Source organism: Bianquea renquensis, from assembly GCF_014384895.1.
Taxonomy (GTDB): Bacteria; Bacillota; Clostridia; order Lachnospirales; family Bianqueaceae; genus Bianquea; species Bianquea renquensis.
In genome coordinates this window covers 20,856-33,111 of sequence record NZ_JACRSQ010000033.1, presented here as the reverse complement: position 1 = coordinate 33,111, position 12,256 = coordinate 20,856, and the positions used below count along the sequence as shown (strand labels likewise).

Here is a 12,256-nt window from a genome sequence, read left to right as displayed (position 1 = left end):
GGTGACGATGCGTCTATGGGAAACACTCGTTTCCATCCCGAACACGAAAGTTAAGCCATAGACGGCCGATGGTACTTGGTGGGTGACTGCCTGGGAGAGTAGGTGGTTGCCGCTTTTTTATTTCTGCGAACAGCGGGCCAAGTAGACATTGTGGGTATTTGACTTGTTGTAAAAAAGAGGATCGGTTAAAAAAGAGGGGGCCAAGGAGGCAATGCTATGTGTACAGCAGCAACATATAGGACAAAAGATTTCTATTTTGGCCGTACCCTGGATTATGAATTTTCCTATGGCGATGAAGTTACAGTGACTCCCCGCAATTTTTCTTTCAGCTTTCGCAACATGGGCCTTATGGAGAGCCATTATGCCATGATCGGCATGGCCCATGTCACAGAGGGATATCCGCTGTACTACGATGCAGTGAATGAAAAAGGGCTGGGAATGGCCGGATTAAATTTTGTGGGAAATGCGGCGTATAAGGAAGAGGAGCCAGACAAGGACAATGTGGCACAATTTGAGTTTATCCCCTGGATTCTCGGTCAATGTGCCACGGTACAGGAGGCGAAGGCTTTACTCAAGAGAATCAACCTTGTGAAGACCCCTTTCAGTAAAGAATTGCCATTGGCACAGCTCCATTGGATGATGGCCGACTGCGAGGAAGCGATCACGGTGGAATCAGTTAAGGACGGCATAAAAGTTTACAGCAATCCGGTGGGGGTGCTGACCAATAATCCGCCCTTTGACGAGCAAATGTTCCAATTGAATCAGTATATGCATATCTCTCCGAAAGCGCCGGAGAATCTTTTCTCTGACAAACTGCCGTTATACGCATACAGCCGGGGGATGGGCGCGTTGGGGCTTCCAGGAGATTTATCCTCCCAATCTCGTTTTGTCAGGGCGGCTTTTGTAAAAATGAACTCCGTTTCCGGAGATTCAGAGGCAGAGAGCGTCAGCCAGTTTTTCCACATTCTAGGCGCGGTAGATCAGCAGCGGGGATGCTGCGAGGTGGGGGATGGACAGTATGAAGTTACCCTTTATACCTCTTGCTGCAATGCAGACAAGGGAATCTATTACTATACTACCTATGAGAATCATCAAATTACGGCAGTCAATCTGTATAAGGAGAGACTGGATGGCACTCAGCTTGTCCGATATCCGTTGATTCAAGGAGAGCAGATCAAAATGCAGAATTAAGGGGTGGAGTCAATATACCCCATCTGTATCGTCCTACACATTTTGTAGCGATGGAAAAGATTTTCTTGACAGCTGTAAGCGAATAGTGTATACTAGACTATATAATTGAATACGGGGTCACATAGGTGTTGATTCATGGAGATGAATCAGGAATGAGGTGAGAATCCTCAACAGGGCCGCTGCTGTGAGAACGAGCCGCTTCTCAGAATTTTGTGTTCAGCCACTGATGGTTTCATTGGGAAGGCGAGAAGTTGCGTTGGATGTTCGAGTCAGAATACGCGCCTATGGGATATAGGATGTTTCTTCGCGCTCAAGAATCTATCATCAGGGGGTATCCATGGACTTTTGTCGATGTGAATAGCCGGGATGGATTGGCAGCGCGCGAATCGATCCCGGTTTTTTGTTTTGTTAATTGATCCCCTTGCCCGCGCTTGGAGGAGCCGAGACGAGGGAGAATAATTATAATCTAAGAAAAGGCGGAACCTTGGTTCGGTCTTTTTCTTATTCTCCAGCCGGAAAGTCCGCCGCGAAGCGGACCTAATTCCGAAGAACCGAAGGTTCTTCCAAAGTTCGCGAAAGCGAACTTTTTTACACAGGCTCCGGGTGTCGGTGACTGGACCAATATTTGTTGGACAAACCCCTTGACAGTATAAAGAAAATACAGTACAATTAGAAAACAATACAGAGGGAGTAGTTGGCACATCCTGTGCGGCAAGTCAACATCATGGCCATCCGGTCTGGCTTGTCTTAAATAACAAGACTCATGTATGCGCGAAAGCTGTCATGCATGAGTCTTGTTGTCTACGATTACAATCCGAAGAGAAGGATGTCTCGCATAAGGGAGACGGAAAGGAGAAGTATGACACCATATCTGGAAGAGACAGAGCAGCTGGTAAAGCAGATGGGCAGTGGAGAGACGGGATTAACCAATGAGGAAGCGGTCAGACGCTCTCAGGAAAATGGGAAAAACAAGTTGATAGAGGGAAAAAAGGAGTCTTTTATCAAACGTCTGTGGAAACAAATTTCTGACCCGATGATTTTAGTTTTACTCGCGGCGGCCCTCGTTTCTGGGATTACAGCCGTTTACGCCCATGAATCCTTCGCCGACGTCTTTATTATTCTATTTGTCGTTATTGTTAACGCAGTGTTGGGTATGTATCAGGAAAGCAAGGCTGAAAAAGCCATTGAGGCTTTGAAAGAAATGGCGGCGGCGACGTCTAAGGTCATGCGCGGCGGAAGTCTGGTGCAAGTCAAAAGTGAGGATCTGGTCGTTGGCGATATCGTAATCTTAGAAGCTGGCGATGCGGTTCCCGCTGACGGGCGGGTGCTTGAGAGCGCCAGTATGCAGATTGAGGAGGCGGCTCTGACAGGGGAATCCGTGCCGGTCACGAAGACGGAGGCGGTTCTGGAATTAGGAGATCAAAAAGACATTCCTTTAGGCGACAGAAAAAACATGGTCTACATGGGCAGCACAGTCGTATACGGTCGTGGGCGCGCCATTGTGACCGACATTGGCATGAATACGGAGATGGGAAAAATTGCGGACGCCCTATCGCAGGCGGAGGACAACACAACACCGCTGCAAAAAAGGCTGAATCAGCTGAGCAAGGTCCTTAGCTTTCTCGTCATCGGAATCTGTGTATTCATGTTTTTATTCAGTCTATTTCGCGCTGGCGAGGTAACAGGTCCTGTCGTTCTCGACACGTTCATGATTGCGGTCAGTCTAGCGGTGGCGGCTATTCCGGAAGGATTGGCGGCGGTGGTGACCGTTCAGCTGGCCATCGGCGTGACAAAAATGGCGAAGCATAACGCCGTCATTCGGAAGCTGACAGCCGTTGAGACACTGGGCTGTACACAGGTGATCTGCTCTGACAAAACAGGAACCCTTACACAAAATAAAATGACAGTCGTCGATCATTTTGGAGAGAGGGAAGAGGTTTTGGCCTCTGCCATGGCCCTGTGCAGCGACGCCGAGGTGGAGGCGGACGGCAGCGTTGTAGGGGAGCCTACGGAGGTGGCACTCGTCCAATATGCAGAGAGATTTCGATCCAAGGCGATTCTCAAGAACGAACTTCCCCGTGTGGGGGAAGCGCCCTTTGATTCAAGTCGGAAAATGATGTCCACCGTCCATAAAATGCCAGATGGGCGGTATATCCAATACACGAAGGGCGCACCGGATGTGGTGCTGGGGCTTTGTACACGCGAGTTGCGTGAAGGTAAAGTGCAGGACATGGGGGCACAATATCATCAGGCGATTTTGGATGCCAACGCAGGGATGGCGGCGAAAGCCTTGCGGGTTTTATGCGTTGCCTGTAGAATGTATGATGCCATGCCTGCGTCTTTCGAGGCGGCGGAGCTAGAACATGATCTAACGTTTATAGGATTGACAGGAATGATTGATCCTGTGCGCCCTGAGGTATTGCCGGCCATTAGGGAATGTAAGGAGGCCGGAATCCGTCCAATTATGATAACCGGTGACCATCAGGACACCGCCGTTGCGATTGCAAAGGAATTGGGAATCATTCAGGACGCATCGGAAGCCATAACCGGCGCGCAGCTCAACGATATGGATGACCGCACGCTAGATGAGAAAGTCGTAGACTTTTCAGTCTATGCCAGGGTACAGCCAGAACACAAGGTCCGCATTGTAAAGGCGTGGCAGGCGCAGGGGAAAGTGGTCGCCATGACAGGGGACGGCGTAAATGACGCGCCGTCGATCAAAAGTGCCGATATCGGAGTGGGCATGGGAATCACGGGTACCGATGTGACAAAGAATGTGGCGGACATGGTGTTGGCCGACGATAACTTTGCTACCATTGTATCGGCTGTCAGCGAAGGCAGAAGGATTTATGACAACATTCGCAAAGCGATTCAGTTTTTGCTGTCCTCCAATATTAGCGAGATCCTCTCCATTTTTGTCGCGACGCTTCTCGGATTTACCATATTAAAACCTGTGCATATTTTATGGATTAATCTGATCACCGATACCTTTCCAGCCCTGGCCCTTGGAATGGAGGAGGAAGAGGAGGGGCTGATGAAACGGGAGCCGCGCCCGGCAAAGGAAGGCATTTTTGCAGGGGGCTTAGGCGCCGACGTGGTATATCAAGGGGTACTCGTTTCGCTGATCACTTTGGCGGCATATTGCATCGGACATTATATGGAAGCGGGCGTATGGGAGTTCACCAACAGCCCAGATGGAATGACGATGGCTTTTCTGACCATGTCCATGGCGGAGATTTTTCATTCCTTCAATATGCGTTCCCAGCGGGGCACTCTCTTTAGGATGAAAAAGAAGAATCTGTTCCTCCTTGGCTCCATGGCCTTCTCCTGGATTCTGACAACGATCATTATCTACGTCCCATTTTTGGCGAAGATTTTTGAATTTGAGCACATCTCTTTGGCGGAATATGGCGTGGCCCTTCTGTTGGCCATCTCCATCATCCCCATAGTGGAAATCGTGAAGCTGATTCAGAGGTGGGGCAAGAGAAATCGAGGCAGTTCAAAATAGTCATGTTAAAAAAGACAGATGTGGAAGCAGAAGCTTCAGAAGACAATCGGAAATGAGTTCTCCCCGCACAGAAATCATGGGGAGGCTAAAAAAAGCTGGAGTACGTAACTTTTTACGCACTCCAGCTTTTTTTACAATGATCTTCATTTCATCGGACAAATGGCTCTTGCCGGGGCAGTGTTCTCACAGATTGATATTTTATCGTTTTGCCGCAGAGGGCGGAGAAGAATAACGCTTCACATAGGCACGGTAAAACGTGGAATAATCCTTAAAACCGACGTCAATTCCGGCGGTAACAGCAGGAGTTCCCCCCTTTATAAGCTGCTTTGCCAAAAGAAGCCTTTTTTCTGTAATGTACCGGTATACGGAAGTATTGAACTCCTTTTGAAATCTATGGGATAAAAGTGACTTTGACACATGGAGTTCCTTTGCAATGCTAGTGAGACTGATGTCATCCGTATAGTGTTCATTTATATATCGCAGAGCAATAGCCACCAGGGAGTTGGTATCACGGGTGTCCTCAATAAGCTTCTTATTGGTGTCAAGCTTTAACTCCAGCATCAGTCTGATAAAATCCGCGGCAAGAAGGAGGCTTTGCTCAGCACCGTTTAGCCCGTTGTGAAACGACATTTCCAGTTCCTTGAATATTTCTGTTATTTTATGGCTGGGATTTTCGAGGATATAAATGTCATTCATACAAAGATGAATCAAATCCTCATATTCTGCAAGATCGTGAAAATTCAAACAGCAACGGGTGTACTCATTTTCGTTTTCAAGCTTGAAATTATGAAAAGTTTTTGAGGGAATGAGTATTATCATATCCGGATGTAGAGGAATATTTGTCTTTTCCGATATAAAAAATCCGGAAACATGGATCAGGTACATAATTTCATAGTAATCGTGGAATTCCCTGCCGCGGAAAAGCGAGGTACCCTTTGCGTAGCGAAAGGATACGTTCTGCTGTTTGATTTTGAATTCAAAACTTGGCTGTTTACTCTCAGACATAGTCACTGGCCTCCTTTACGGAATAGGATACCACATACATGCACGAATTTCAATAATAAATGCTAAAAATGCAATTTATATTGTATATCATGTATAGTAAACTAAACACAGATCAAAAAGCGCACAGGTGAGAATAGCATGAGCAATTATTTAGCCATAGACGGCGGTACAACGAATACACGTATCAGTCTCGTCAAGGATGGGAAAATCATTGGAAGAGTAGTGAAGGAGATAGGGGCGAGAAAAAGTATTGAGGGAAATATGTTGCTGAAATCGGTGATAAAGGAGGGGATCTCTCAACTGCTCCTGGACAATCATATACAAAACGGAGAAATAGACAGGATACTGGCTTCCGGTATGATCACAAGCGAATATGGGCTTATGGAGATCCCACATATCATAGCGCCGGCCGGTATCAGCGAGTTTCACTCTGCAATGGTGGAGTTGGTATTTCCAGATATTTCAGAGATCCCTTTTGTACTGGGGCCTGGAGTGCGCATGGATGGCAGATGTTTTGATACGGTCGATGTCATGCGGGGGGAGGAAACGGAACTGTTTGGGTTAATGGATGCGTTGGAGCCTGAAAAAGCGTATATCCTTCCCGGCTCTCATTCAAAATGTATATTTGCGGATGTGAATGGAAGAATCTCCTATTTTTTCACTTCATTGACCGGGGAAATGTTCTTTGCGCTGATGAAGGATACCATTTTAAAATCGGCGGTTGCCTGTGAGAACCAGGTGGATGTGGATTACCTGATCAAGGGCTATGACTTCTGTGAGCAGTGGGGACTGAACCGGTCACTTTTTAAGGCAAGGATTCTTAAAAATGTATTCCAGTGCGGTCCATTGGAGATATACAGCTTTTTTTCGGGAGCGGTTCTGCACGATGAAGTAAAAAGCCTTTTGAATCTGGATGTAAAGGAATATGTGGTTGCAGGTAAAAGCCAGCTTCGAAATCCTATGGAAATTCTTTTGAAACGATGTTCGGATAGAGAGGTGACAGTCCTGCCGGACAAGTTGAGTGATATAGCGGCAACTGTGGGAATTATACGGATTTATGAATATGGAGACGAGACAATCTAATATAAGAAAAATATAAGATCTGCAAGGAGGTATACGTATGGAAAGCAAAAAAGCAGTTCTGGAACCTGCCAGGATTGTGACAGCGCCGGGAAAGAAATATGCGTGGGTGTCAAGAGAGTGGCAGGGATGTCCGACCATTGCGAGAACCGCCAGGGGAAGGCTATGGGCCGGATGGTACAGCGGAGGTATTATCGAACCGGATGAAAGAAATTACAACCTTCTGGTATATAGTGATGATGAAGGACTCACCTGGAGTGAGCCGGTATTGGTGATCGACAGCAGGCCGGAAATTAACTTAAGGGCCATGGACATTCAACTATGGATCGATCCGGAGGAAAACCTAAGGGTGTTCTGGACCCAGACGGGAGAATCCGGGGAGCGGGATGAAACCGGAAGACGGTCAGAGTATGCTGACGGCGTATTCGGAATATGGTCAATTGCCACGCAGGATGTGGATTCCGACAGACCTGCATGGACAGAACCAGTCAGAATCAGCGATGGCTTCTTGCGCTGTAGACCCACCGTGTTGTCAGATCATAGAATTATCATGTGCCCCTATGACTGGGTGCATGACCGGTATGCTTATAATATCAGTGAAGACGGAGGTAGAACCTGGAAACGGTTCTTTGGCGCTGTCAAAGTTGGGGATAGGGAGTGGTTTGATGAAACTATGGTTGTGGAGCGGAAGGATGGCACGCTTTGGATGTTGGCAAGAACAAAAAGCGAGGGAGCGCTGGCACAGACCTTTTCCAGTGACGGAGGAGAAACATGGCTTCCGGTAGGCCTAAGCAGGATTAAAAATCCATCCTCCCGGTTTTGGATTGGAAGAATTCGTTCCGGCAGGCTGCTTTTGATCAATCATCATGAATTTACGGGAAGAAACAGGATCGCGGCATTTTTATCTGATGATGACGGGGAGACATGGCCGTATTCTCTTCTTTTGGACGAGAGGCCCAGCGTGAGTTATCCTGATGTGGCAGAGTGCCCGGATGGAAGTATTCTGTGCATTTATGACAGGGAAAGAGTTTCCATGGGAGAAATCCTGATGGCCAGGTTTACAGAAGAGGATATATGCGCCGGGGAGATGGTCACGGAGAGTTCGTATCGAAAGAGAAAGATCAGCGCATGCAGAAAGTGTGAGTTATCATTAGAGGATGAAAATGAAGACTGAGATCAGGCAGATAATCCAGAAAGAAAAAATAATAGCCATCATGAGAGGCGTTGAAACAAAGAATTGTGTGGAGACGGCAAGAGCCCTGTATCAGGGAGGGATTGTTTTACTGGAGATTCCCTTTTCCCAGGGAAGCGGTGCATTGGAACAGACGAAGGAGTCCTTAAAAGCGGTGTCACGGGAACTTGGCGGAAAGGTTATTCTTGGGGCAGGAACTGTGACAACGGCGGAGCAACTGGAAATTGCATGGAGTGAAGGCGCAAAATATTTTATTTCTCCTGTTTTTGACAGGAACTTGATTGCTTTAGCGAACAAAATGGACATGGTTTCCATCCCGGGAGCAATGACTCCGACGGAAGCCCTAGCGGCATCCCGGGCGGGGGCGGATTTCGTAAAGATTTTTCCTGCGGAGGTAATGGGAATCCACTATTTTAAATCGATACTGGCGCCGCTCGGGAACATTTCACTGCTGGCTGTAGGAGGCGTGGATGAAAATAATATGTTGGAGTATTTGAGGAATGGTGCTGTTGGCGTTGGGATCGGAAAAAACCTGGTAAATCCCCAGTGGATTCAGGAAGAGCGGTATGCAAGGATCCGGGAGCGTGCGTCAGAACTGGTAAACAAGAGAAAGCTGTGGGAAGGGGACGGTATCCGTGAATAAAAAGAAATTCAGGCAGATATGGGGACATTGGCAGCTATATGTGATGGTGCTGCCTGCGCTGGTATGGCTGCTCCTGTTCGCATATAAACCGATGTATGGCCTGATCATCGCATTCAAGGATTTCAGTTTCCGGGCGGGAATATGGGGAAGTAAGTGGGTAGGGGTTCAGCATTTTCAACGGCTGTTCAGCTCCTATTGGTTTCCGATCATACTGAAAAATACGTTAACGCTGAGTCTTCTTTCCCTGGTATTTGGATTTCCGATGCCAATTCTTTTCGCATTGATGGTCAATGAGATACGAAATAAAAAAGTGCAGAGCTTGATCCAGACGGTGTCCTATGCCCCCCATTTCATATCCACCATTGTTGTGTGCGGCCTACTGCTATTGATCTTAAGCCCGGAAGGGATTATCAATCTGTTTTTGAATTTCCTGGGAAAGGATTCCGTATACTTTATCCAAGAGCCGGACATGTTCAAATGGATTTATGTCATAAGCGGTATATGGCAGCAGACAGGGTGGGACGCAATTATCTATTTTGCCGCGCTGTCCGGGGTGGACAAGTCTTTGGTGGAAGCGGCGGAGATAGACGGAGCTTCCCGGTTTCAGAAAATGGTGCACGTATATTTTCCTGCCCTAGTGCCGACCATCGTGATCTTACTGATTTTACGGTGTGGATCGATCATGAGCGTGGGATATGAAAAGGTGTATGCGCTCCAGAATTCCGTGAATCTGATACGTTCGGAGGTAATCTCTACATATGTATATAAAATCGGTTTGACAAACCAGGATTTTTCCTTTGCCAGTGCGGTAGGGTTGCTGAATTCCGTGGTGAATACGGTCCTATTGGTTGTGGTGAATTCATTTGCGAAAAAAGTGAACCATTCTGGGCTGTTTTAAGGAGGGAAGGCACATGAAGCAGAAACAAAACCTGGCGAAGCCGGGACGGAGGGAGCGCATGGGAAGGGATTGGAGAAAAAGAGGAGATACGCTGTTCCTGGTTGTCATATATGCGGTTCTTTTCCTAAGCGTTATCATGACAGTGTATCCCCTGGTATACACGCTGAGCGCATCCTTTAGCTCCCCGTCTGCGGTGTTCTCCGGGCGGATGATCCTGTTCCCCGTGGATATCACGCTGGATGGATACCGGTACATTGTCCAGTACAATGAAATCTGGATCGGATATGCAAATACGTTTTTCTATACGATTGTAGGCACCTTGTTGAACCTGTTGGTGACGATTCCCTGTGCGTATGCGCTGTCGAATCGGAATATGCATGGGCGGAATGTGATTATGGTGCTGTTTGTAATAACCATGTATTTCAGCGGAGGAATGATTCCAAATTATCTGAATATTGTTTCGCTGGGACTCTTGGACACAAGGGCGGTAATCTTGTTGTACGGTTTGGTGTCGACCTATAACCTGATTCTGGCGAGGACTTTTTTTTCCACATCCATTCCGTGGGAATTGCATGAAGCGGCAGCTCTGGATGGGGCTGGTGATTTTAAAATCATGAAGGCGGTGGTGCTTCCACTTTCAAAGGCGATTATCGCTGTATTGTCGTTGTATTACGCAGTTGGGCATTGGAATAGTTATTTCAATGAAATGATATATCTGTCTGATCGAAATAAATACCCTCTTCAGGTATTCCTGAGAGAGATCCTGACCTTAAGCCAGTATAATACCCAGGCGATGGAGGAAGGAGGTTACAGTGTTGCGGAGATGCAGAAAATGATACAGGCTATCGATACAGCGAATCTTGTAAAGTACTGTGTGATCGTGGTGTCCGTCGTGCCGATGATGGTGTTGTATCCTTTTGTGCAGAAGTTTTTTGCCAAAGGCGTTATGATTGGCGCAATTAAAGGGTAAGAAACAATAATCAGAGAGATATATGTTGCAGGCCGGGAAAATGCCCGCCCAATAGAATGAGAAGAATGAAAGGATGAAGAACCATATGAGAAAAGGAAAAGTTAAAAAAAGAATAAGTGTGTTAATGGCGATGATGCTGCTTGCAGCAATGCTTCTTGGGGGCTGTGGAAAGAGCGTGGATGAGAGCTCGGATGATAATAGCCAAACATCCTCCAGTGAATCCGGAAATGCAGAGTCCGGTAGCCGGGAAAAAGTCACGGTCACAGTGTCCAGTATATCCTGGGAGCCAGACCCAGCAGACGTATATCTGACACAATATATTGAGGAGGAGCTGGGGATCATCTTGGATTGGAAGCTATATTCGAATGAAGAATTTTCCTCCCAGCTTTCCCTGCTGCTGAGCACTGACAGCCTGCCAGATCTGATTGTGGGGGCCAATTTAGGCAAAACAGATGTCAATAAATATGGCGCAGAGGGGTATTTCCTGAATATAGCGGAATATAGCGACGTTATGCCGAATATGCAGGCGACTATGGAAGAAAATCCTTTGTGGGCCGCGTATCAAAAGGATGAAAGCGGAGCAATCTATGGCTTGTCCAGATGTTTCCCGTCGAGAATTGGGTTGGCAACAGGTTTGAGTACGTTTATCAATACGGAATGGCTTGCGAATGTGGGAATGGATGTTCCTGAAACGGTCGATGAACTGTATGACGTGCTGGTGGCTTTTAAAGAACAGGATGCAAACGGGAACGGCGATGCGTCGGATGAAATTCCCTTGGGAGTACAAATGGATATTGGCCGTGGAGGCAGATTTGAATGGATGATGATGTCCGCTTTTGGAATTTTTAACAATAATAGCGACTTCTGTGCAGACGAGAATGGTACGGTTACCTTTGTCAAGATGAAGGATAATTATAAGGCATACTTAAAGTACCTGCATAAGCTGTACGAGGAGGGGCTGATGGAGCCTTCCACTTTCATTCTCACAGATGAGGAACGCATTGACAAAACTTCCAACGACCTGTATGGCGTTTTTAGCGATTACGCTGGGTTGGTGACCGCGATTGGCGGACAGGAAGGGGAAGGGAATCCTTACGAAAAGTATGCATATATTCCGGCGTTAACTTCAGATTACAATGATAAACTTGTCTTTACGATGGGAAATTGTGGTTATGCCGAGGGTTCCAGGACTTATATCAGTGCGGATACGGACTATGCGGAGGAGATATGCAAGATGATCGACTTCTTCCTGTCGGAGGAGGGAACCTTAGTTGCAGATTACGGAAAAGAAGGCGTAACCTTTGAATATGTGGAGGATGCATTTGGCAATCAGGTTCCATCTTATATCAACGGTTATACAATCGAAACGGTCCGGTGGGATGAAGCGTTCAAATTGATCCGGACATCTGTGGAAAACTCCTTTGTGGAGAATGCGGACGATGATACGCTGGATAAGATGATCTATGAGGATGCGACGTATACGTACACTCAGCAGGCGGCCGTAGAAAAAGCATTGCGAGATGTGGACGAACTTACAGAGCCCTTCCCGGATTTAACATTTCCCAGTGACGTGGCCAGTACGTTTTCTGTCTTACGGGAAGATCTTAGGAATATCGTCAAATCGTATAAATCACAGTTCATTTTGGGCGAGAAGGATATCGATGCTTCCTGGGATCAGTATCTGAGTGATCTGGAAAAGGCCGGAGTAGAAAGGTTTGTTTCAATCGCACAGGACGCGTATGACAGTTATCTGAGCGTTCAGTAATAAT

The 12,256-nt window shown here is 47.1% G+C and carries 9 protein-coding genes, 1 rRNA gene and 1 riboswitch; of the genes, 9 read left to right on the top strand and 1 reads right to left on the bottom strand.

Features of this window, described 5'->3' with window-relative positions; genetic code table 11:
* The 3 genes from rrf to H8730_RS14950 form a co-directional block, all read left to right on the top strand.
* A 5S ribosomal RNA gene (gene rrf / locus H8730_RS14960) occupies positions 1 to 115 on the top strand; the annotation flags it as partial.
* A 101-nt stretch (positions 116 to 216) separates the two neighbouring features.
* Positions 217 to 1,191, top strand: coding sequence for a choloylglycine hydrolase (bsh, locus tag H8730_RS14955; RefSeq protein WP_177719898.1), 975 nt, complete (start codon positions 217 to 219; stop codon positions 1,189 to 1,191).
* 106 nt (positions 1,192 to 1,297) lie between these two features.
* Positions 1,298 to 1,491: riboswitch (cobalamin riboswitch) on the top strand.
* 463 nt (positions 1,492 to 1,954) lie between these two features.
* Positions 1,955 to 4,699, top strand: a complete 2,745-nt coding sequence (locus H8730_RS14950; RefSeq protein ID WP_430385392.1) for a calcium-translocating P-type ATPase, PMCA-type — start codon at positions 1,955 to 1,957, stop codon at positions 4,697 to 4,699.
* A gap of 198 nt (positions 4,700 to 4,897) precedes the next feature.
* On the opposite strand, the gene H8730_RS14945 is transcribed toward H8730_RS14950, so the two are convergent.
* Positions 4,898 to 5,704 carry a helix-turn-helix transcriptional regulator gene (locus H8730_RS14945; RefSeq protein ID WP_177719900.1) on the bottom strand — a complete coding sequence of 269 codons (807 nt, stop codon included), beginning with the start codon at positions 5,702 to 5,704 and terminating at the stop codon, positions 4,898 to 4,900.
* Between the two features lie 138 nt (positions 5,705 to 5,842).
* Here H8730_RS14945 and H8730_RS14940 point away from each other — a divergent pair, with 138 nt between their 5' ends.
* The 6 genes from H8730_RS14940 to H8730_RS14915 all read left to right on the top strand — a co-directional run bounded on the left by H8730_RS14940 (position 5,843) and on the right by H8730_RS14915 (position 12,252).
* The gene (locus H8730_RS14940; RefSeq protein WP_177719901.1) at positions 5,843 to 6,787 is read left to right on the top strand and encodes a 2-dehydro-3-deoxygalactonokinase; all 945 of its coding nucleotides are present in this window, start codon (positions 5,843 to 5,845) and stop codon (positions 6,785 to 6,787) included.
* Between the two features lie 37 nt (positions 6,788 to 6,824).
* A complete protein-coding gene (locus H8730_RS14935) occupies positions 6,825 to 7,958 on the top strand; it encodes a sialidase family protein (RefSeq protein WP_177719902.1) in 1,134 nt (377 codons plus the stop codon).
* On the top strand, positions 7,948 to 8,619 hold the full coding sequence (locus H8730_RS14930; RefSeq protein WP_177719903.1) for a bifunctional 4-hydroxy-2-oxoglutarate aldolase/2-dehydro-3-deoxy-phosphogluconate aldolase: 672 nt from the start codon (positions 7,948 to 7,950) through the stop codon (positions 8,617 to 8,619). The genes H8730_RS14935 and H8730_RS14930 overlap by 11 nt, the downstream gene beginning before the upstream one ends.
* A complete protein-coding gene (locus H8730_RS14925; protein ID WP_249290090.1) occupies positions 8,612 to 9,517 on the top strand; it encodes an ABC transporter permease in 906 nt (301 codons plus the stop codon). Before H8730_RS14930 ends, H8730_RS14925 begins: the two co-directional genes overlap by 8 nt.
* Positions 9,518 to 9,530: 13 nt before the next feature.
* Positions 9,531 to 10,487 carry a carbohydrate ABC transporter permease gene (locus H8730_RS14920; RefSeq protein ID WP_249290089.1) on the top strand — a complete coding sequence of 319 codons (957 nt, stop codon included), beginning with the start codon at positions 9,531 to 9,533 and terminating at the stop codon, positions 10,485 to 10,487.
* A gap of 85 nt (positions 10,488 to 10,572) precedes the next feature.
* Positions 10,573 to 12,252 (top strand): extracellular solute-binding protein, encoded by a 1,680-nt coding sequence (locus tag H8730_RS14915; protein ID WP_177719904.1) that lies wholly within the window; start codon positions 10,573 to 10,575, stop codon positions 12,250 to 12,252.
* Positions 12,253 to 12,256 lie beyond the last annotated feature (4 nt).